A 21,503-nucleotide genomic window follows, 5' to 3' on the forward strand; every position below is an offset into this window, starting at 1 on the left:
GATCGTCCGGTGCGAGTATCGACACGAGGCACGCGCGTCGAGCCGACGAGGGAGGGACTCGGAGGATCATGGCCACACCCACTGCCGCACCGTCAGGGCGCATCGAAGAATCCGTCGGTGACATCACCTACGTGAAGACGGACAAGGACCTGCCGCCGGTCGCGGTCATCGACCGGTCGCCGATCACCACGAAACACAAGATCATCTTCGCCGTCGTCGCTGTGCTCGGGGCGCTGGCGTGGGCGATGATCGCGTTCTTCCGCGGGGAGACCGTGAACGCGGTGTGGTTCGTGATCGCCGCGATCTGCACCTACGTCATCGGCTTCCGCTTCTACGCCCGGCTGATCGAGATGAAGGTGGTGCGGCCGCGCGACGACATCGCCACGCCCGCCGAGGTTTTCGAGAACGGCACCGACTACATGCCGACCGATCGGCGGGTGCTCTACGGCCACCACTTCGCCGCGATCGCCGGCGCGGGCCCGCTGGTCGGTCCCGTGCTGGCGACCCAGATGGGCTACCTGCCCGGAGCGATCTGGATCATCATCGGCGCCGTCGTCGCCGGGTGCGTCCAGGACTATCTCGTGCTGTCCATCTCGGTGCGCCGCCGGGGTCGTTCGCTGGGGCAGATGGCGCGTGACGAACTCGGCGTGGTCGGCGGCATCGCCGCGATCGTCGGCGTGCTGGTCATCATGGTCATCCTGCTGGCCGTGCTCGCGCTGGTGGTGGTGGGCGCGCTGTCCGAGAGCCCGTGGGGCGTGTTCTCGATCGCGATGACGATCCCGATCGCGATCTTCATGGGCCTTTACCTGAGGTTCCTCCGGCCCGGCCGAGTGTCGGAGGTCTCCGTGATCGGGGTGGCCCTGTTGCTGCTCGCCGTCGTCGCGGGCGGTTGGGTGGCCGAAACCTCCTGGGGTGTCGAGTGGTTCACGCTGTCGAAGGTGGCCCTGTCGTGGTGCATCATCCTCTACGGCCTTGCGGCCTCGGTGTTGCCGGTGTGGTTGCTGCTCGCGCCGCGCGACTACCTGTCCACCTTCATGAAGGTGGGCACCATCGCCCTGCTGGCGGTCGGCATCCTGATCGCCCGCCCCGTGATGGAGGCGCCCGCCATCTCGTCGTTCGCCGCCAGCGGGACCGGTCCGGTCTTCGCCGGATCCCTGTTTCCGTTCCTGTTCATCACGATCGCCTGCGGCGCGCTGTCGGGCTTTCACTCGCTGATCTCCTCCGGCACGACACCGAAGCTGCTCGAGAAGGAAAGCCAGATGCGGCTGATCGGCTACGGCGGCATGCTGACCGAGTCGTTCGTGGCGATCATGGCGCTGATCACCGCCGCCATCCTCAACCAGCACCTGTACTTCACGATGAACGCCCCGACGGCCTCGACGGGCACCACTGCGCAGAGCGCGGCAGACTACGTCAACGGGCTCGGGCTCTCGGGCGCGCCGATCAGTCCGCAGGACATCGACGAGGCCGCCCGCAGCGTCGGGGAGGAAAGCATAGTGTCGCGCACCGGTGGCGCGCCCACGCTGGCCTTCGGCATGTCCGAAGTGCTGCACCAGGTGTTCGGCGGCACTGGGCTCAAGGCGTTCTGGTACCACTTCGCGATCATGTTCGAGGCGCTGTTCATCCTGACCACGGTGGATGCCGGGACGCGCGTGGCACGGTTCATGCTGTCCGACGGACTGAGCAACCTGGGTGGCCCGCTGAAGAAGCTGCGCAATCCGAGCTGGCGCGTGGGGGCCTGGGTGTGCAGCGTGATCGTCGTCGCTGCGTGGGGCAGCATCCTGCTCATGGGTGTCACCGACCCGCTGGGCGGGATCAACACCCTGTTCCCGCTGTTCGGCATCGCCAACCAGCTGCTGGCCGCGATCGCGCTCACCGTGGTCACCGTGGTGATCATCAAGCGCGGTCAGCTGAAATGGGCGTGGATACCCGGTATTCCGCTGATGTGGGATCTCGTCGTGACCATGACGGCGTCGTGGCAGAAGATCTTCTCCGGCGACCCGAAGGTCGGATACTGGACGCAGCACTTCTCCTACCGTAACGCCAAGGACGCCGGCGAGACCGCGTTCGGGGCGGCCAAGAACGCCGGCCAGCTCGACGCCGTCATCCGCAACACCTTCATCCAGGGCACGCTGTCGATCGTCTTCGCGGTGCTCGTGCTGATCGTCTTCGCAGCCGGTGCGGTGATGGCGCTCAAAGCGATTCGCGGCAAGGGCGCACCGCTGGCCGAGGACGAGCCCGTCCCGTCGCGGATGTTCGCCCCGTCGGGCATGTTCGTCACCGCCGCCGAGAAGGAGGTGCAGAAGCAGTGGGACGCGTTACCGCGGGAGCACGCCGGGCCATCGGTCAAGTCAGCTGGTACGTCCGGTCATTGATGGGAGACGACCACTACCGGCGGTATGTGGAGCATCGGGCACGCGCGCATCCGGGCGCGGCGGTGATGTCGGAGAGCGAGTACTGGCGGCATCGGCACGCCGTCACCGACGCCAACCCCGGCGTCCGCTGCTGCTGACGCCCAAACCGACGTCCGGGCGGGAAAGCGCGAGACGCGCAAGCCTTTTCGTCGATCTCGGCGCTCCCTCACGGGGCGCCGCGGCGCAGAGTCGCTGTCAGCTCGGCGATCTCGCCCTCGTTCACGGTTGCAGGGAACCCGACCAGCACGCGGTCGATCGCCCCGGCGCACCGGTCCAGGATCTTCCCGGCCACCTCGTCGATCGGCGCCACCACGGCGAACGCGTCGAGCATCGTGTCGTCGATCAGCGAGCCCATGACATCCCAGTCGCCTTCTCTGGACAGCCTGTGCAACTCGGTCTGCAGATCGCCCCAGCCGTGCACCTCGAGCACGCCCCGGTAGGCCGGGGTGGACGCGTAGAACGCGATCTGCTTGCGGGTGCCGACGGCCGCCGCGGCCAGTTCCGCCTCGTCGTGACCGGTCACCACGAACAGCGGGCTGGCCACCTCGATGTCGGTACGCTGCCGGCCCGCCCGTTCCAATCCGCGGGTCAGCGTCGGGATCGTCACCTCGCGCAGATACCGGTCCGTCGAGAACGCATGCGCGAGAAGCCCGTCGGCGACTTCGCCGCACATCTCGGTCATTCGGTCACCCACCGCGGCGAGGAACACGCGGGGGTCGCCGTGCCCGTGTGCCGGGGGCGTGAACATCGGCGTCATCAGCGTGTGAGTGTAGAAGTCGCCCTCGAAGCGCAACGGGGCGTCGTCGCGCCAGCACGTCCAGATCTCCCGCATCGCCGCGACGAACTCGCGCATCCGCGCCACCGGACGGTCCCAGGGCATGCTGAACCGTCGCTCGATGTGCGGCTTGATCTGGGAGCCGAGCCCCAGCAGGAACCGGCCGCGCGAATAGTCCTGCAGGTCCCACCCGATCTGCGCCACGGTCATCGGGTTGCGCGCGAACGCCACCGCGATGCTGGTGCCCAGCTCGATCCGGCTGGTGTGTTCGGCGGCGAGCGTCAGGGGCAGGAACGGATCGTGGTTGATCTCCGCCGTCCAGCATCCGTCGTAGCCCCGACGCTCGAGGGTGCGGGCCCCCTCGGGTACCTGTGCCAGCTGTCCCACGACGGCGGCGTCGACCTTCACTGCGCCTGCGGTCAACGGTCGGACCCGCGGTAGGCCGCGACGATCGGTTCGAGTTCGTCGGGCGTCGCGCCGTGCATGATCACCGCGTCCGCGCCGTGGTCGAACTCCTGACGCAGCCGGTCGACGCACTGCTGCGCCGAGCCGGTCGCCGCGGGTTCCAGCCACTCGTCGGGAATGAGCGTCGCGATGTGCTCGATCTGCTCGGCGGTGGCCTTGTGGTCGATACCTCCCGGAATCGACTGCACCACCGGATCGTCCCGGAAGCGTTGCAGCACAGCCGGATCCCAGCCGTTGGTGCCGACCAGCAGATCACCGTAACCCTGTAGGTAGGTGGCCAGCCGGGCCACCGTCTTCTTCAGCCGCAGCTCCTCGGGCAGGTGATCCCCCACCGTCGCGAAGCAGGACCACACCCGCACGTCGGCCGGATCGCGGCCCGCCTGCTCGGCAGCGTCCTTGACGGTCGAGACGGCGCGCTGCAGCGTCTCGGGGGTGAAGTAGGTGTGCAGGATGACGTCGTCGAACAACCGGCCGCCCAGCGCCAGGGTCTGCGGGCCGAACGCGACGATCGCGAGCCGGATGTCCTCGCGGAAGTCGGGATCCAGGAAGAGCAGCGGGTACTCGCCGATCGGGCCGTCGTGGCCGAAAACCAGTTCGCCGCGCCAGAGCCTGCGCATCACCTGCGCGAAGTCCTCCATCTGCGCGGTCGTCACGGCCGGCACGCCGAACGCGTTGTACATCGCCGCGATGCCCCGTCCGATGCCGAGGGTGAACCGTCCCCCGGAGAGCCGGTGCATCGTCGTCGCCCACGACCCGGTGATCAGCGGATGCCGGGTGTTGTGGTTGGTGGCGGCGGTGGCGATCCGCATCCGCGATGTGACGGCCAGTGCGGCACCGGTCAGCGACGACGCTTCCTTGACGTTCCAGCGCTCGGAGATGAAACCCGTGCCGAAGCCGAGTTCCTCGCCGCGGCGCGCCTCGTCCATCAGTCCGGCGGGGCCGTCGCCGCCCGCGCCGGCCAGCAGGTAGAAGCCCAGCTCGTCGAGCACCTCTCTGCCTTCCCGGGTCGCTCCGCTCCTGCCCGCCGCGCCGCCATCTCCCCGGGTCGCTTCGCTCCTGCCCGCCGTATTCACGCCCAGACTCCTTGTTTGTAGCCGCAGTTCCAGACCTCGGTGATCCTGCCATCGACGACCCGGAAGATCTCCATACTCCCGATGGTGGTCTCCATGCCGTCCTCGAGCCGCATCGGCGACTGGTAGACGACCGCCACATGCTCGCCGTCGTCGCCGGCCACCACCAGGTGTAAATCGAACCGGATCGTCTCGAACATCGCGAGATGGTCGATCACGCGCGTGACCGCCTGGTCATGCGTCAGCGTGACGACCTCGCCCACCTCGTGCCGAATCACGGTCTCGCCGAGCAGCTCCCCGGCCAGGGCGACGTCGCGCTGGTTCCAGACCACGAGGTTGTACTGTTCCACCACGTCGCGGGCGGTACGGGTCATCGAGACACCTCCAACTGGGGACGGCCGCACTGACCATACAACTCGGCCGCAGGTGTTCACTCCGAATACCGGGTCGGTCTAGAGTCCAACCCATGCCACAGCCGAATCAGTTCACCGTTCCCGGCGCCGCCGACGCCGTCGCCCGGGTCATCGGTGACCGCGAGTTCGTCATCCAGGGCGACCGGCGTCTGACCTATGCGCAGATCGTCGAGCGGTCGAATCGGTTCGCCGCGTTCCTGCACGCCCAGGGGCTGGGATGCCACACCGAGCGCGCCGAGCTGTCCGGCCATGAGGTGGGACAGGATCTGCTGGGCATCTATGCGCACAACGGACCCGAGTACGTGGAGGGGATGCTGGGCGCATGGCGCGCCCGCGTCGCCCCGTTCAACGTCAACTACCGCTACGTCAAGAGCGAGCTGCACTACCTGCTGTCGGATTCGGGCGCCACCGCGCTGCTCTACCACTCCGCGTTCGCCCCGCGCCTGGCCGAGGTGCTCCCCGACCTGCCGGGGCTGCGTGTGCTGGTCCAGATCGCGGACGAATCGGGCAACGAATTGCTGCCCGGCGCAGTCGATTACGAGTCGATCGTCGGGCAGGGGCCGGCCGATCCGCCCCCGGTCGAGCCGTCCCCCGACGATCTCTACGTCCTCTACACCGGCGGGACGACGGGCATGCCCAAGGGTGTGCTGTGGCGCCAGCACGACATCTTCATGACCTCTTTCGGCGGGCGCAGCCTCTACACCGGTGAGGCGGCGCGCTCGTACGACGACATCGCCACCCGATGCGCGGAGTCCCCCGGCACCACGCTGATGGTGCTACCGCCGCTGATGCACGGTGCCGCGCAGTGGGCCGTCCTGACGGCGATGACCACCGGGCAGTCGGTGGTGTTCTCCGCGGTGACCGACCATCTCGACGTCGACGACGTGGTGCGCACGGTGGAGCGGGAGAAGGTCCTGGCGGTCACCGTCGTCGGCGACGCGATGGCGCGGCCGTTGGCCGACGCGTTCGAGCGCACCGGGGCCGATCTGTCGTCACTGGCGGTGGTCGCCAACGGCGGAGCGCAACTCACGCCGACCGCCAAGCAACGCCTGATCGACGCGAAGCCGAATCTGATGGTCGTCGACGGGGTGGGGTCCTCGGAGACCGGCGCGCAGATGACCCACATGTCGGGTCGGGGGGCGGTGTCGACGGGCACGTTCACCGCGGGACCCGACACCTCCGTCGCCGCAGAGGATCTCAGCGCCCTGTTGGAACCGGGTCACGACGGGATGGGCTGGCTCGCGCAGCGTGGCTACGTTCCGCTGGGCTACAAGGGTGACCCGGTGAAGACGGCCGCCACGTTCCCGGTGATCGACGGTGTCCGCTATTCGGTCCCCGGAGACCGCGCCCGCCACCTCGCCGACGGCGCGATCGAACTGCTCGGCCGCGACTCGGTGACGATCAATTCGGGCGGCGAGAAGATCTTCGCCGAAGAGGTGGAGTCGGCGGTCGCGTCGCATCCCGCCGTCGCCGACGTCGTGGTGGCAGGCAGGCCCAGCGAGCGTTGGGGTCAGGAGGTGGTCGCGGTGGTCGCGCTCGTCGACGGCGCGGACGCATCGGCCGAGGAGCTCGTCGAGCATGCGGCACAGGTGATCGCGCGCTACAAACTGCCCAAGGCGGTCGTGTTCCGGCCCGTGATCGAACGCAGCCCGGCGGGCAAGGCCGACTACCGCTGGGCCCGGGAGCAGGCGATCAGCGGACGCTGAGCCGCGAAAAGAGCGGTGGCGAACCGTCGAGCACCATATGACGTTCGGTGAGACCTACCGATAGCTCCGAGAAGTTCGCAAACAGTCCTTGTTCGGCCGCAGTGCCACGAGTCTGCCGTCCTCGACGGTGGCGGTGATGCCGCACAGCGGCTCACAGATCCGGCAGAACGTCGTCGTGTGGTGCACGGCCATGTCGGGGGTGCCTTTCCCGGAGCTCTGTCCGGATAGTCTGGAGGCGGTGCGCTGGATCGTCGATGCCATGAACGTGATCGGAACGCGGCCCGACGGATGGTGGCGCGACCGGCACCGCGCGATGGCGGGTCTGGTCGACCGCCTCGAGCGATGGTCTCGGGCCGAGCAGGTGGACGTCACGGTGGTCTTCGAGCAGCCGCCCGTGCCGCCCATCGAATCCGACGTCGTCACCGTCGCGCATGCCCCGGCGGCAGCGCCGAACTCTGCCGACGACGAGATCGTCCGATTGATCGGTGCGCAGGCCCGGCCCAAGCAGGTCGTGGTTGCGACGTCGGACCGGACGCTGGCCGAACGGGTCAGGTCGGCCGGGGCCGGGGTGATCCCGGCGGAACGGCTGCGTGACCTGATCGACCCGCGCTGAAACGGTGCCGGTCAGGTCCCCGTCCAGTTCGGCTTGCGCTTCTCGGCGAACGCCGTCGCCCCCTCCATCGCGTCCTTGGACGAGAACACCGGTTCGATGAGTTCGCCCTGCTTGAGCCACATCTCGCTCTCGGTCCACTCCGCCGATTTCACGATGATCTCCTTGGTGACCGCCACCGCGAGCGGACCGTTGGCGGTGATGCGATCGGCCAGCGCCAGGGCGCCGTCGAGCGCCTCGCCGGGTTCGGTGAGCACGTTGACGAAGCCCCATTGCGCGGCCTCCTCGGCGGTGAAGCTGTCACCGGTCAGCGCAAGCTCCAGGGCCTTCTGGTACGGGATGCGGTGTGGCAGCCGCAGCAGCCCACCACCCGCGGCGACCAGACCGCGCTTGACCTCCGGGATGCCGAACTTCGCGTTCCTTGCCGCGACCACCAGGTCGGTGGCCAGCACGATCTCGGTGCCGCCCGCCAGCGCGTAGCCCTCGACCGCGGCGATCACGGGTTTGCGTGGCGGCCGCTCGGTGAAGCCGATGCCGCGGCCGGGGATCGCGGGCACCTCGCCCGCCATGAACGCCTTCAGATCCATGCCCGCACAGAAATTGCCGTCCGCGCCGGTGATGATCGACACCGACAGCTCAGGATTCCCGTCGAGTTCGTCCATCGCATCGGCCAGGCCCCGCGCCACCGCAAGGTTGAACGCGTTACGCGCCTCCGGCCGGTTGATGGTGATGATCAGGGCTCGCCCGCGGCGTTCGGTGAGAACCTCGTCGACCACTGTCTCCCTTGACCTTTCGTGTGGGTCCGCGGTGGATCTCAGACCTCGACGACGACCGCGCCGCCCTGCCCGCCACCGGCGCACATCGCGGCGATGCCGATGCCACCGCCGCGCCGCTGCAGTTCGTAGACCAGCGTAGTCACCATCCTGGCGCCCGAGGCGGCGATCGGATGTCCGAGGCTGCAGCCGCTGCCCGAGAAGTTGACCAGATCCTCGTCCAGGCCGAACTCGCGGCACGCCGCGATCGGCACCGATGCGAACGCTTCGTTGATCTCCCACAGCGCGACGTCGGAGGCCTTCAGGCCCGCCCGGTCGAGCACCTTGCCGATCGCTTTCAGCGCGCCGAGCCCACAGTCTTTCGGGGCGACACCCGCAGAGGCCCAGGCTCTGACAGTCGCCATCACGGTGAGACCGTTCGCCGCCGCGTAGTCCGCCTCGACCAACGCGACCCCCGCTGCGGCATCGTTGGTGCCGCTGCTGTTGCCTGCGGTGATCGAGAATCCCTCGATCTCGGGATGGAGAACTTTGAGCCCGGCCAGCTTCTCGACGGTCGTGTCGCGGCGCGGATGCTCGTCGACGCTGAAGTCGGTCACCGAACCGTCGAACTGCGTCACCTTCAGCGGGATGATCTCGTCGACGAACTTGCCTGCGTCGATGGCCGCGACGGCGCGCTGGTGCGAGCGCGCCGCCCACGCGTCCATCTCCTCGCGGGTGATGCCGACGGCCTGCGCGGTGTTCCAGCCGACCGTGATGGACATGTCCTTGGCCGGCGCGTCGGGTGTCTCGACATGGGTCGGTGGCATCCAGCGCTCCTCGAACGTCAACTCGGGGCCGGGTATGCGCCAGTTCACCAGCGGCGTCATCGACAGTGACTGCACGCCGCCGGCGATCAGTACCCGCTCCATCCCGGAGCCGATCTGCGCCGACGCGTTGCCGATCGCGGTGAGGCTGCCGGCGCAGTGCCGATTCACCGATTGCCCCGGCACGTGTTCCAGGCCGGTCGCGGTGGCGGCATATCGCGCCAGATCGCCTCCGCCGTAATGAGATTCGGCGAAGATGATGTCGTCGACATCCGCCGGGTCGACGCCGGAGCGCCGCACCACCTCGGGCAGCACCGTGGTGATCAGCGTTTCGGGCGGGGTGTTGACCAGCGTGCCTTTGAACGATCGGCCGATGGCCGTCCTGGCAGCGCCGACGATGACGGGAGTTGGCATTTTTCGACCTCGGGTCTGGGCAGACGGACGTGTCCGACGAACGTTACAAAACTAGCAGATACTGTAGCGTCCGCAGTAGGGGCCCGAGGTCAGGCGATGACGCCGCGCCGGGTGAGGTGCTCGATCAGCGGCGCGGCGCCGGCGGCCAGATGCTCCGACATGGCCGCGCGTGCCCGGTCTTCGTCCCGCGCGGCCAAGGCGTCGAGCAGCCGGCGGTGGTGCCGGTTCGAACTATCGGGCCAGCCGTCGATCGTCGGGAACACCGTCTCAGGCGCATACCGGGTGATCTGCGACATCAGCTGCGCGAGCTTCGGAGAATCGGCGGCGACGTTGATCGCCCGGTGGAAGTCGTGATTCAGCCGGACGGCCCGCTGCCCGTCGCCGGCGGCGTACGCGGCCTCCAGGTCGCTCTGGATGCCGGTCAGTTGCTCGAGCGCGGCAGCGGTGATGGCGGCCGCGGCGCGCGCCGCGAGCTCGCCGCCGATGTGGGCCTGGACCTGCGCGACGTCGGTGATGTCGCGCACCGTCACCGGCCGGATGACGAAACCCCGGCGCGGCTGCTGGTCGAGCAGACCCTCGGCCTTGAGCTCGAACAGCGCCTCACGCACCGGGGTCACGCTGATGCCGAGTTCGGCCGCGAGCTGGTCGAGCCGCACGTACGCCCCGGCAGCGTAGGTTCCGTCGAAAATCCGCTGCCGCACGATCCGGGCCACGTCCTCGGCGAGCTGCGGCCTGACCGCGAAGTCGAAAGTGCTCACGTCGTCACACCCGATAGTCGGCGAGCAGCCGCTTGCTGATGATGCTCTTCTGGATCTCGCTGGTCCCCTCGCCGATCAACAGGAACGGGGCATCGCGCATCAACCGCTCGATCTCGTACTCCTTGGAGTAGCCGTACCCGCCGTGAATCCGGAAGCTCTGCTGGGTGACCTCCGCGCACACCTCGCTGGCGAAGTACTTCGCCATGCCCGCGGCGACGTCGTTGCGCTCTCCGGAGTCCTTGAGCCGGGCCGCGTTGACCATCATCAGGTGGGCGGCCTCGACTTTCGTCGCCATCTCGGCCAACTGAAAGGCGATGGCCTGGTGCTCGGCGATCGGCTTGCCGAAGGTGCTGCGCTGCTGGGCGTACCGCGCGGCCAATTCGAAGGCCCGGATCCCCACCCCGCACGCCCGGGCGGCGACATTGACCCGGCCCACCTCGACGCCGTCCATCATCTGGGCGAATCCCTGCCCCGGCGCAGCACCGAGGATGTCGGTCGCCGCGGCCCGGTACCCGTCGAAGACCATCTCGGTGGTGTCGACACCCTTGTACCCGAGCTTGTCGAGCTTGCCCGGAATGGTCAGCCCGGGAGCGACTTCCCCGAAGCCGGTGGGCTTTTCGATCAGGAACGCGGTCAGGTTGCGATGGGGCTTGTCCGCGCCCAGGTCGGTGCGCACCAATGTCGCGACCAGGGTGGAACTCCCACCGTTGGTGAGCCACATCTTCTGCCCGTCGATGGTGTACGTGCCGTCGCCGTTGTCGGTGGCCCGGGTGCGGATCGCCGCGACGTCGGATCCCAGTTCGGGCTCGGACATCGAGAACGCACCCCGGGCCTCGCCGGTGGCCATGCGCGGCAGGAGGTTTCGCTTCTGCTCGTCGGTGCCGTGCTGACGGATCATGTAGGCGACGATGAAATGGGTGTTGATGACGCCCGAGACACTCATCCAGCCACGCGCCAGCTCCTCCACGCACAGCGCATAGGTCAGCAGTGATTCGCCGAGGCCGCCGTACTCCTCGGGGATCATCAGGCCGAACAGGCCCATCTCGCGCATGGCGTCGACGATGGCCTGAGGATAGGTGTCGTTGTGGTCGAGCTCCTGCGCGGCGGGGATGATCTCCTTGTCGACGAACTGCCGCACGGTCGCGATGATCTCGGTCTGGAACTCGCTGAGCCCCAGCGTCTGCGCGAGCCTACTCATGCGCGATCCCGCTCCGCTTCTCGCTTGTCGTCATGCGCGATCCCGCTCCGCTTCTCGCTTGTCGTCACGCGTCCACCCTTTCGAAGATCGCGGCCAGCCCCTGACCGCCGCCGATGCACATGGTCGCCAGGCCGAAGCGGCCCTGCCGACGGTGCAGTTCCCGCGCCAGTGTCGCGAGCATCCGGCCGCCGGTAGCGCCGACGGGGTGCCCGAGGGAGATACCCGAGCCGTGCACATTGGTGCGCTCCAGATCCGCCTCTGCGAAACCCCATTCGCGCATGCACGCCAGCGCCTGCGCCGCGAACGCTTCGTTCAGTTCGATGAGGTCGATGTCGGCGAGTTGGAGCCCGGCCTTGCCCAGCGCTGCCTCCGTCGCCGGCACCGGTCCGATTCCCATCGTCTCGGGCGGCACACCGGCCACCGCCCACGACACGATCCGGACCAACGGGGTGAGTCCGAATTCCCCGGCCTTCTCCCGGGTGGTCACCAGGCACATCGAGGCCGCGTCGTTCTGCCCGCTGGAGTTACCCGCCGTGACGGTGGCCTGCGGATCCGCATGCAGTAGAACAGGTTTCAGCGCGGCGAGCTTCTCGACCGAGGTGTCGGCGCGCGGATGCTCGTCGGTGTCGATCAGGTTTCCGCCGGAGCGGCTGCGGACCGACACGGGAATGATCGTCTCGGCGAGCAGACCGTCGTTCTGGGCGGCGACCGCCCGCTGATGTGACCGCACGGCGAGCTCGTCCTGCTCCTCCCGCGAGATGGCGTACTGCCTGCGCAAGTTCTCCGCGGTCTCGAGCATGCCGCCGGGTACCGGGTGATTCCTGCCGCCCGCGGTGGTCCTGCCCCGGGCCAGTCCGTCGTGCACGGTGATGCCGCCGCGCGCAGGTCCCCAGCGCATCTCGGTGGAGTGGTACACCACGTTGCTCATCGATTCCGCACCGCCGGCGACGACGAGATCGTTTGAGCCGCTGGAGATCTGCAGGCACGCCTGGATCACCGCCTGCAGCCCGGAGCCGCACCGCCGGTCGACTTGCATCCCGGGCACCGTGACGGGCAGCCCGGCGTCGAGCGCTATGACCCGGCCGATCGCCGGCGCCTCCATGCTGGGATAGCAGTGCCCGACGATCACGTCCTGCACGGCCTCGGGCGCCACGCCGGTCCGCTCGAGCAGTCCCTGCAGAGCGGCGACGCCGAGGTCCACGGCGGTGAGGTCACGGAACGTGCCGCCGTAGCGACCGATCGGCGTGCGGACCGGTTCGCAGATCACCGCCTCCCGCATCAGAGGTGACGCCCGCCGGTGATCTCGAGGACGGTACCCGTCATGTAGGAGGACAGATCGGAAGCCAGGAACAGTGCGACCTTGGCCACTTCGTCGGGTTCGCCTGCACGGCCCATCGGCACCTCGGCCACTTTGGCGTCCCAAATGCGTTGCGGCATGGCCTCGGTCATCGCCGAGCGGATCAGCCCGGGCTGGATGGCGTTGACCCGCACACCGAGATAGGCGAGTTCCTTGGCGGCGGCCTTGGTCATCCCGACGATGCCGGCCTTGGCGGCCGAGTAGTTCGTCTGCCCGACCATGCCGACCTTGCCGGAGATCGACGACATGTTCACGATCGCGCCGCGCTTGTTCTCCCGCATCACCGCCGCCGCAGCCCGCAGGCCGTTCCAGGTGCCCTTCAGATGCACCGCGATCACCTGGTCGAACTGCTCCTCTGTCATCTTGCGCATCGTGGCGTCCCGGGTGATGCCCGCATTGTTGACCATGATGTCCAGACCGCCGAAATGCTCGGTCGCTGCCCCGACCAACGCATCGACCTCCCGGGCATCGGTCACGTCGCAGCGCACCGCGCGTGCGACGTCGGCGCCACCGAGGGCGTCGGCCGCGGCCTGCGTCGCCTCCAGATTCACGTCGCCGAGGATCACGCGGGCACCTTCGTCGACGAACCGTTGCGCGATGGCGAGACCCAAGCCCTGCGCTCCCCCGGTGACCACCGCGGTCTGACCAGCCAGTAGTGCCACTGCATCCATCCTCACCTCGTCGGGACCCGATCGGGGCTCATCGTATTTCATATACGATATTTGCGACCACGAGCCCTGTGAGGAGCACGCCGCGATGAGCCCCCCCGATGTGAGCGATGAGGATTTCCGCGAGATCCTGGCGCAGACTCGGCACTTCGTCCGCACCGCCGTCGTCCCTCGTGAGCAGGAGATCCTGTCCGACGACCGCGTCCCCGACGACCTGCGTGAGCAGGTCGAGAAGATGGGCCTGTTCGGGTATGCGATCCCGCAGGAGTGGGGTGGCCTCGGGCTGAATCTGGCACAGGACGTGGAACTCGCGATGGAACTCGGTTACACCTCGCTCGCCCTACGCTCGATGTTCGGCACGAACAACGGCATCGCGGGACAGGTCCTCGTCGGCTACGGCACCGAGGAGCAGAAGTCCACCTGGCTGGAACGCATCGCCACCGGCGACGTCGTCGCATCGTTCGCTCTCACCGAACCGGGCGCGGGGTCGAATCCATCGGGGTTGCGCACTAAAGCCGTTCGGGACGGCGAAGGGTGGGTCATCAACGGCAGTAAGCAGTACATCACCAACGCGCCCACGGCGGATCTGTTCGTGACGTTCGCCCGCACCCGACCGGCCGACGCCGACGGCGCAGGCATCGCGGTGTTCCTGGTTCCCGCCGACACGGCCGGTGTCGCCGTCGGCGCCAAGGACAAGAAGATGGGGCAGGAAGGCGCGTGGACCGCCGATGTCACCTTCACCGACGTCCGCGTCGGCCAGAACGCCCTCGTCGGCGGCGCCGAGGACATCGGCTACCGCGCGGCACTGACCTCCCTGGCCCGCGGCCGGGTGCACATCGCCGCGCTCGCGGTCGGCACCGCCCAGCGAGCCCTCGACGAATCGGTGGCATACGCCGCGACCGCCACGCAGGGCGGCACTCCGATCGGAGACTTTCAGTTGGTACAGGCGATGCTCGCCGACCAGCAGACCGGGGTGATGGCCGGCCGCGCGCTGGTCCGCGACACCGCCCGGCTGTGGATCACCGGCGAGGACCGCAGGCTAGCCCCCTCTGCCGCGAAGCTGTTCTGCACCGAAATGGTCGGCAGGGTGGCCGATCTCGCCGTCCAGGTCCACGGCGGCGCCGGCTACATGCGCGACGTCCCGGTCGAGCGCATCTATCGGGACGTTCGCCTGCTCCGGCTGTACGAGGGCACCAGCGAGATCCAGCGACTCATCATCGGCGGGGGTCTGGTGAAGGCCGCCAAGACAACTCAGCGATGACCTGACCGCCCTCGGCAGTGGGTCAGCCGATGAAACGCACGATGGATTCGGCGATCGCCGCGGGCTTCTCCGATCCCTCGATCTCCACGGTCGTGCTCACCGTGGCCTGCACGGCGTTCTCGAGTCGGCTGACGGCCGAGACCACGGCGCGGGCCCGCAACCGTGCTCCGACCCGCACGGGCGTGATGAACCGGACCTTGTTGTAGCCGTAGTTGATCGCCATCGCGACGTTGTCGACCGTGTAGAGCTGGTGAGTGAAGTGAGGGAGCAGCGACAGGGTCAGCAAGCCGTGCGCGATCGTGCCACCGAACGGTCCGTCGGCCGCCCGCTCCGGGTCGACGTGGATCCACTGGTGGTCGTCCGTGGCGTCGGCGAACAGATTGACCCGCTCCTGCGTGATCTCGAGCCACTCGGTGGGGCCGAGCTGGGTACCCTCGGCCGCCACGAACTCGGTTAGGTCGTTGAATTTCTTCACCAGTGTCTCCTTCGGCGCGCGGTTGCGTGCGGCCCTCACAGTGCCACAGCGGTCCGGCGGGTCGGCACCAATGGCCACTTGGGCGCGCGATCGTGACACATCCTGCCGTCATTTTTCCCGCATTCGGACGTCGCGAACGGTCGCGCCATTTCGTTGCTCGCGGCTCCAATCGAGCCCGTGGCGTAAGTCGCGCAGCGGATCGCGAATTGCATTCGCGTTCGCTCGCAATATCAATGGAAAATAGCGCGATCGTCAGTTAATTCACGCGCGCCGGTAGTTTTGGCAAACTCGCTTACCATTCGTTCCATCGAACAGATCGAGCGTGATCGGCAGGCCACTGCGCGCGGCCTTGCATGATTGGCGACCGCCGCCGAGGACGACGGCGCGCGACCGCAGGTTACGAGGCGACGCATTGCCCGGTGGGGGCTCGCCGGGACCGAACCGGCAGGTTACCGGGGGGTAACCGGCCCGCGTGGCCGAGTCGCGCGCCGACTGAGCGGGCCGGCCGGCCGTCGCGACGGCCGTGGGGAGCAAAGATCAGGGCGCTTATGGAAATGTCGGCTGGGCCGCGGCGCCCCAGCCCTTGCCGTTCGCCGTGGCTACCAAATCCCGTTTATGACCTGCATCAACCGGGAAGTCAGGGATTGCCATTGCGCTCGCGAGCGAGATCGTGACCTGATCGTTACCGTTCCCGAGGCCTGAATTCCCGGTCAAGATCTCTTCGCTAGCTGGAATTCCTGTGAGTGGTGGCGAGATACTCAACAATGTGCACGTTATTGCACGCTCCGCGCAGTACTCGCCCCCCGCCATTGCGCTGCCCGACGAATGGACGAAAATGACCTTCCCCCAGTTCGCGTTTGCTGACGACGTCACCACCCGCCTCGACGCCAGCCCGCATTATTGGGACCCGGCCACCGAATGCACCATCGTCTACGCCCGACCGTCGGTGGAGCGGGACCTGTGGTCCGATTACATCGACGGCGCATTTCGCAGCTACCAACAGCACGGCATCGGTACTGCCATCGACGTCGACGCCTTGCGCCGCGGAGACGACACCGCACTTTTCGCCGCATGTGTGAATCAGGCGGGCCGAGTGGTGGGCGGACTGCGTGCCAAAGGTCCGTATAAGTCGATCGACGAGTGTCACGCAATCGAAGAATGGGCGGACCAGCCGGGCGAGGACGCGGTGCGGAAGATGGTCGCCGACCGCCTTCCGTTCGGCGTGGCGGAGATGAAGACGGCCTGGGTGACCGACGACGTCGAGGAGAGTCGCCGGCTGACGAACGCCATCGCGCGTACCCCGCTGCACGCGATGGATCTGCTCGGCATCCAGTTCATCGTGGCGACCGCGGCGTCGTACGTGCTCAAGCGCTGGCTGTCCTCGGGTGGTGTGCTGGCCACCAAGATCCCGGCGACCCCGTACCCGGACGTGCGATATCAGACCCGGCTGGCGTGGTGGGATCGGCTGACCTTCGCCAATAACGCTCATCCCCGCCAGCTCGCCGCGTTCCTCGCCGATCAACGCGGCATGGTGCCGCAGGCGGCCGGGACAGAAGAGCTCGCCGTCGGGGCTACCGCGTGGCAGCGGGGATGACCGACGTCTACTCCGCCACCGTCCTCGACAGCACGATTCCCGGCGATGCCGCGCGGCTGGCGGAGCTGCGCCGTGACCCGGGCACCGACATCGTCGACACCGTGGCGCAGCAGCGCGCGGAGCTGGCGGCCCTGCGCCCGGCCGTCGCTGCCGACATCGCCGACGAGCCCCCCCGGTGGGCGTACTTCCCCTGGCGTCGCACGGTGGCCGCGGTGCTGGCCCCCCGCCCGTACCGTCTGCTGCGCCTGGACCGCAACCGCAATCTCATCTCCCCCGACGAACTCGAGGTCCTCGCGCGCCTGCGCGTCGGTGTGGTCGGCCTGAGCGTCGGACACGCGATCGCCCACACGCTGGCCACCCAGGGTCTGTGCGGCGAACTGCGGCTCGCCGACTTCGACCAGATCGACCTCTCCAACCTCAACCGGGTCCCGGCGACCGTGCTCGACGTGGGCGTGAACAAGGCGGTGGTGTGCGCCCGGCGACTGGCCGAACTGGACCCCTATCTGCCCGTCGCCGTGGAACCGGCCGGGATCACTGCCGGCACTGTCGACTGTTTCCTCGACGGACTCGACATCCTCGTCGAGGAGTGCGACTCGCTCGACGCCAAAGTGCTCGTGCGCACCGCGGCGCGGGCGCGCGGAATCCCGGTGCTGATGGCGACCAGCAGCGGCGGCCTCCTCGACGTCGAACGGTTCGATGCCGAGCCCACCCGGCCGGTCCTGCACGGGCTGCTCGGCGACATCGACGCCGCCCAGCTTGCCGGTCTGAGCACCAAGGACAAGGTGCCCCGGGTGCTGCGGGTGATCGACGCGGCCACACTGCCCTCGCGGATGGCTGCCTCTCTCATCGAGGTCGGTTCGACGCTGACGACGTGGCCGCAGCTCTCCTCCGAGGTGGCCGTCGGCGCGGCGTCGGTGGCCGAAGCGGTGCGGCGGATCGGACTCGGCGAACCACTGCCGTCGGGCCGGGTCAGGATCGACGTTCCGGCTCTGCTCGACGGGATCGGCGAGCCCGAGGACCGGAGCGGCCCGCGGGAAACGGCGCCGGAAGGCCGGTGCGCCCGACCGGCCGACGACGTGATCGGCGCCGTCGCCGATGCGGCACGGCGCGCACCCTCGGGCGGCAACAGCCAGCCCTGGCTCATCGAGGAAGGCGCAGTCGCGGTGAGCATTCACCTCGACCCGGCGCACACCTCCGCGATGGACGTGGGGTTCCGCGGAAGCGCTGTCGCCGTGGGCGCGGCGGCGTTCAACGCACGGGTCGCCGCGGCGGCGCACGGATACGGCGCGCACGTCGAGTTCCGGGCGGGCGACGAACGGTTCCCGCTCAGCGCCGAGGTGACGCTGACCCCCGGCGGGCCCGATCGGGAGCTGGCCGGCCTCTTCGACGCCATGCTGCGGCGGGAGACCAACCGGCATCGAGGCACCCGCACGGCCCTCGAGGATCACACCGTTGCCGCACTGACCGCCGCCGCCGAGACCGAGGGCGCACGCCTTCGGCTGCTGACCGACCCGCGCGACCTGAGCGATGCCGCGTCTCTCCTGTCGGCGGCGGATCGGATCCGGTATCTGACCCCGATGCTGCACGCGCAGATGTTCGACGAGCTGCGCTGGCCCGGAGACCCGCGCCCGGACACCGGCATCGACGTGCGCAGCCTCGAACTCGACGACGCCGACGTGGTGCTGCTCGACATCCTGCGACGCGGTGACGTGATGGGCCACCTCGCCCGCTGGGACGCGGGCAGCGCGCTCGGCGAGGACAGCTTCACGAAGGTGGCCGCCGCCGCGGCGGTCGGCGTGGTCACGGTCGAGGGCCGTTCCCTGGCCGATTACGCGCGCGCCGGCTCGGCGGTGGAGGCGGTGTGGATCGAGGCCCAGGAGCAGGGGCTGGGCGTCCAGCCGGTCTCCCCGGTGTTTCTCTACGCAAGCGACGAGCAGGAGTTCACCGCGCTGTCGCCCCGCTTCGCCGAAAGGCTCACCGACCTGCAATACACTTTCCGGAAGTTGGTATCCGCGCACGCCGCTGAATCACTGGCCTTGGTCCTGAGGCTGACCCGGGCACCGAGCCCGTCGGTGGTGAGTCGACGTCGCGGCGAGGGGGAACATTCATCACCGATGACCTGATGCGGATACGGAGCGAGTCGCTTGCCCGAGAGCCTGGACCTGGTGGTCACATCGGTCGCGACCCGGCTCATGGGTGCGACCGCCGCGACCGCGGTCGACGTCAGCCAGGGCGTCCTGGCCGAACTCGTCGAGTACTTCGGCGTCGACGTGAGCTTCCTGCGCCGTAACGACCACGCCATCCGGGCGTCCGTGCTGGTGGCCGAATGGCCGGTCCGTCCGGGGATACCCGATCCCGATCCACTGGCGGTCGTCTACTTCGAGGGTGCCGACCCGGTGTTCGCCCTGGCCGAGCATCAGAAGGAACCCGTCGTCTTCCGGCCGGAGCCGTCCACTGACGACTACCAGCGCACCATCAACGAAGGCCGCCAGATCCCGTCCACGTCGATGGCGTGCGTCCCGCTGCTCTCCGGTGAGGTGACCTCGGGCGTCCTGGGCTTCGTCAAGTTCGGCGACCGTGACTGGACGGAGGCCGAACTCAACGCGCTCAAGGCGATCGCGTCGCTGTTGGCTCAGGTCCAGGCGCGGGTCGATGCCGAGGAGCAGCTGCGGTACCTGGCCGAGCACGACGACCTGACCGGCCTGTACAACCGTCGCGCGCTGCTGAGCCACCTCGACGCCCGGCTCGCCGAGGGCAAGCCCGGGCCGGTGTCGGCGCTCTTCTTCGACCTCGACCGGCTCAAGGCGATCAACGACTACCTGGGCCACACCGCCGGCGACTGGTTCATCCGGGTGCTGGCCGAGCGCCTGCGCCGCGGGGCCGAGGGTCCCCACCTGATCGCCCGGCTCGGCGGCGACGAGTTCGTCGTGGTGCCGACGACCCCGATGGACGCCGACGCCGCGGAGGCGTTGGCGCATCGCCTGCAATCCGTGCTGCGCGAGCGCGTGTCGATCGACGGCGAGATGCTCACCCGGACGGTCAGCATCGGCGTGGCCCTTGGCGTCCCCGGCCGCGACAGCACGTCGGATCTGCTGCGCCGGGCCGATCAGGCGGTGCTGACCGCCAAGGGATCGGGCGGCAACCAGGTCGCGGTCTTCACCGACGACATGTCGATGAAGAACGAGTTCCGCAACGACATCGAACTGCATCTGCAGACCGTCATCGAGAACGGCGCCCTGCTCCTGCACTACCTGCCCGAGGTCGACATGCGCACCGGCGAGATCGTCGCATGCGAAGCGTTGGTCCGGTGGCAGCACCCGACGCGCGGTCTGCTCGCTCCCGACTCCTTCATCGGGGTCGCCGAATCCATCAACATGGCAGGCGAACTCGGTCGCTGGGTGATGCGCACTGCGTGTGCCGAGTTCGCCGCCTGGCGCTCACGGGGCGTCGGCACCGACGCGGTGATGCGGATCAACGTGTCGCCGGTGCAGCTGGTGACCGACGGCTTCGTCGATACCGTCGCGGACACGATGGCCGAGTTCGACCTCGCCCGCGGCTCAGTGTGTCTGGAGATCACCGAGAGCGTGGTGGTCCAGGACATCGAGACCACCCGCATCACCCTCGCGGGGCTCAAAGCCGCCGGCGTCCAGGTGGCGATCGACGACTTCGGTACCGGCTACAGCGCCCTGTCGCAGTTGAAATCGCTGCCGGTGGACACCCTCAAAATCGATCGCAGCTTCGTCCGCGAACTGGGTTCTGATCCAGGCGATCTGGCGATCGTCCGGGCGATCATCGCGCTGGCCGAGGCGTTCGGTCTGGAATTGGTCGCCGAGGGGGTGGAGACCGAGGCCGCTGCGCTGACGCTGTTGCGACACGGATGCCATCGCGCGCAGGGTTTCCTGCTGTCCCGCCCGATCGCCGGCGCTGCGATGGAGTCCCTGCTGGCCAAGGGTCGCATCCCGGTGCAGTTCTGAGTCGTCACTCCTGCGCGAGGAGCTCGACACGGCCGAACCTACTGGCGGTCCTGCCCACGAGCGCGGGCCGCTGACCGGCGGCGGCGGGGCCCGCGGGGAAATCGGGCGCCCCGCCGCAGATCAACACACCGTGGCGGGCGCGGACCGCGAGCGGCCCGTCGGGCGTCGAGAAGACGACCCCGGTCACCACGTTGTCCTCGAAAACCAGCCGGACGACGGCGTCCACGGGGTGCACGTGCACGCGGTGACTCCGGGCCTGCGCGGTCAGTTCATCGAGGAGTTCGGCGTCGGTGCGCGCCGGGTCGATGTCGAGCGCGGCCACCTCGAGGACGTCGCCGTCGGCCGAATGCACCGTGTCGGAGGGCCAGTCGGTGACCCGGGTGTAGAGATAGCCCGTCGGGGAGGCGATGCACTCGGCGGCCCACCGGCGAAGGCGCCCGCCATCGAAGGCCGGAATGGTGCGCCGCCGCCTGTTCGTCGGCTCCTCCTGGTGCGGCCGTACCCGGCGGACGGGCAACGCCGCGTCGTCGACCGTCAGCCGCTTGACGTCGATGTCGGCGGCGAGTTCGGCCACGTACTCTGTGGTCGCGGCGTCGCCGCGCAGCGTGTCGAACCACGTTCGGGTGCACCGTTGCTGACCGGCCACCATCACGTCGCCACCGTGCTCGGACGTCGCGATGGCGCAGATCATCCCGGCGTAGCCGGCGTCGGTACACACGACGTCGACCACGTCGTCCCACGCCACTTCTGCATCCACGGTTATCCGCCTTTTGTT

General features: G+C 68.5%; 19 protein-coding genes. 8 read left to right on the top strand and 11 right to left on the bottom strand.

What is annotated here, in order from left to right; translation table 11 throughout:
• Positions 1-68 precede the first annotated feature (68 nt).
• Positions 69-2,375 carry a carbon starvation CstA family protein gene (locus tag G6N45_RS23055; RefSeq protein ID WP_163725211.1) on the top strand — a complete coding sequence of 769 codons (2,307 nt, stop codon included), beginning with the start codon at positions 69-71 and terminating at the stop codon, positions 2,373-2,375.
• Complete coding sequence (locus G6N45_RS23060) at positions 2,375-2,512, top strand: CstA-like transporter-associated (seleno)protein (protein WP_246228770.1); 138 nt, start codon at positions 2,375-2,377, stop codon at positions 2,510-2,512. The genes G6N45_RS23055 and G6N45_RS23060 overlap by 1 nt, the downstream gene beginning before the upstream one ends.
• Positions 2,513-2,580: 68 nt before the next feature.
• On the opposite strand, the gene G6N45_RS23065 is transcribed toward G6N45_RS23060, so the two are convergent.
• From G6N45_RS23065 to G6N45_RS23075, 3 genes are all read right to left on the bottom strand, one after another.
• Positions 2,581-3,612 carry an LLM class F420-dependent oxidoreductase gene (locus tag G6N45_RS23065; protein WP_163725215.1) on the bottom strand — a complete coding sequence of 344 codons (1,032 nt, stop codon included), beginning with the start codon at positions 3,610-3,612 and terminating at the stop codon, positions 2,581-2,583.
• Entirely contained in the window at positions 3,609-4,643 is a 1,035-nt protein-coding gene (locus G6N45_RS23070; RefSeq protein WP_163728939.1) for a TIGR03857 family LLM class F420-dependent oxidoreductase, read from the bottom strand. Before G6N45_RS23070 ends, G6N45_RS23065 begins: the two co-directional genes overlap by 4 nt.
• A gap of 80 nt (positions 4,644-4,723) precedes the next feature.
• Complete coding sequence (locus G6N45_RS23075) at positions 4,724-5,098, bottom strand: nuclear transport factor 2 family protein (RefSeq protein ID WP_163725218.1); 375 nt, start codon at positions 5,096-5,098, stop codon at positions 4,724-4,726.
• Positions 5,099-5,190: 92 nt separating this feature from the next.
• On the opposite strand from G6N45_RS23075, the gene G6N45_RS23080 reads away from it, so the two are divergent.
• Positions 5,191-6,843, top strand: a complete 1,653-nt coding sequence (locus tag G6N45_RS23080) for a medium-chain acyl-CoA ligase Mig (protein ID WP_163725221.1) — start codon at positions 5,191-5,193, stop codon at positions 6,841-6,843.
• 238 nt (positions 6,844-7,081) lie between these two features.
• The gene (locus G6N45_RS23085; RefSeq protein WP_163728942.1) at positions 7,082-7,456 is read left to right on the top strand and encodes an NYN domain-containing protein; all 375 of its coding nucleotides are present in this window, start codon (positions 7,082-7,084) and stop codon (positions 7,454-7,456) included.
• An 11-nt stretch (positions 7,457-7,467) separates the two neighbouring features.
• On the opposite strand, the gene G6N45_RS23090 is transcribed toward G6N45_RS23085, so the two are convergent.
• The 6 genes from G6N45_RS23090 to fabG all read right to left on the bottom strand — a co-directional run bounded on the left by G6N45_RS23090 (position 7,468) and on the right by fabG (position 13,427).
• Positions 7,468-8,229 (bottom strand): crotonase/enoyl-CoA hydratase family protein, encoded by a 762-nt coding sequence (locus G6N45_RS23090; RefSeq protein WP_163725224.1) that lies wholly within the window; start codon positions 8,227-8,229, stop codon positions 7,468-7,470.
• A gap of 38 nt (positions 8,230-8,267) precedes the next feature.
• Positions 8,268-9,443 (bottom strand): thiolase family protein, encoded by a 1,176-nt coding sequence (locus G6N45_RS23095; protein WP_163725227.1) that lies wholly within the window; start codon positions 9,441-9,443, stop codon positions 8,268-8,270.
• An 89-nt stretch (positions 9,444-9,532) separates the two neighbouring features.
• Positions 9,533-10,201 carry a GntR family transcriptional regulator gene (locus G6N45_RS23100; RefSeq protein ID WP_163725230.1) on the bottom strand — a complete coding sequence of 223 codons (669 nt, stop codon included), beginning with the start codon at positions 10,199-10,201 and terminating at the stop codon, positions 9,533-9,535.
• Between the two features lie 4 nt (positions 10,202-10,205).
• Entirely contained in the window at positions 10,206-11,399 is a 1,194-nt protein-coding gene (locus G6N45_RS23105; protein WP_163725232.1) for an acyl-CoA dehydrogenase family protein, read from the bottom strand.
• Between the two features lie 64 nt (positions 11,400-11,463).
• Complete coding sequence (locus tag G6N45_RS23110; protein ID WP_163725235.1) at positions 11,464-12,678, bottom strand: acetyl-CoA C-acetyltransferase; 1,215 nt, start codon at positions 12,676-12,678, stop codon at positions 11,464-11,466.
• A complete protein-coding gene (fabG, locus tag G6N45_RS23115) occupies positions 12,678-13,427 on the bottom strand; it encodes a 3-oxoacyl-ACP reductase FabG (protein ID WP_163725239.1) in 750 nt (249 codons plus the stop codon). Before fabG ends, G6N45_RS23110 begins: the two co-directional genes overlap by 1 nt.
• 85 nt (positions 13,428-13,512) lie before the next feature.
• Here fabG and G6N45_RS23120 point away from each other — a divergent pair, with 85 nt between their 5' ends.
• Positions 13,513-14,685 (top strand): acyl-CoA dehydrogenase family protein, encoded by a 1,173-nt coding sequence (locus G6N45_RS23120; RefSeq protein ID WP_163725243.1) that lies wholly within the window; start codon positions 13,513-13,515, stop codon positions 14,683-14,685.
• A 22-nt stretch (positions 14,686-14,707) separates the two neighbouring features.
• On the opposite strand, the gene G6N45_RS23125 is transcribed toward G6N45_RS23120, so the two are convergent.
• On the bottom strand, positions 14,708-15,160 hold the full coding sequence (locus G6N45_RS23125) for a MaoC family dehydratase (protein WP_163725247.1): 453 nt from the start codon (positions 15,158-15,160) through the stop codon (positions 14,708-14,710).
• A gap of 835 nt (positions 15,161-15,995) precedes the next feature.
• Between G6N45_RS23125 and G6N45_RS23130 the strand changes: the two genes are divergently transcribed.
• From G6N45_RS23130 to G6N45_RS23140, 3 genes are all read left to right on the top strand, one after another.
• On the top strand, positions 15,996-16,754 hold the full coding sequence (locus tag G6N45_RS23130) for a hypothetical protein (protein WP_163725249.1): 759 nt from the start codon (positions 15,996-15,998) through the stop codon (positions 16,752-16,754).
• The gene (locus tag G6N45_RS23135) at positions 16,751-18,877 is read left to right on the top strand and encodes an Rv1355c family protein (protein ID WP_163725252.1); all 2,127 of its coding nucleotides are present in this window, start codon (positions 16,751-16,753) and stop codon (positions 18,875-18,877) included. Before G6N45_RS23130 ends, G6N45_RS23135 begins: the two co-directional genes overlap by 4 nt.
• A gap of 69 nt (positions 18,878-18,946) precedes the next feature.
• Positions 18,947-20,728 (top strand): putative bifunctional diguanylate cyclase/phosphodiesterase, encoded by a 1,782-nt coding sequence (locus G6N45_RS23140; protein WP_407664344.1) that lies wholly within the window; start codon positions 18,947-18,949, stop codon positions 20,726-20,728.
• Between the two features lie 4 nt (positions 20,729-20,732).
• Here G6N45_RS23140 and G6N45_RS23145 read toward each other — a convergent pair whose 3' ends face one another.
• Positions 20,733-21,485: an FAD-binding protein gene (locus G6N45_RS23145; RefSeq protein ID WP_246228771.1), complete on the bottom strand. Its 753-nt coding sequence runs from the start codon at positions 21,483-21,485 to the stop codon at positions 20,733-20,735.
• Positions 21,486-21,503: the final 18 nt, after the last annotated feature.

Origin of the sequence: Mycolicibacterium psychrotolerans (genome assembly GCF_010729305.1) — a bacterium.
Classification (GTDB): domain Bacteria; phylum Actinomycetota; class Actinomycetes; order Mycobacteriales; family Mycobacteriaceae; genus Mycobacterium; species Mycobacterium psychrotolerans.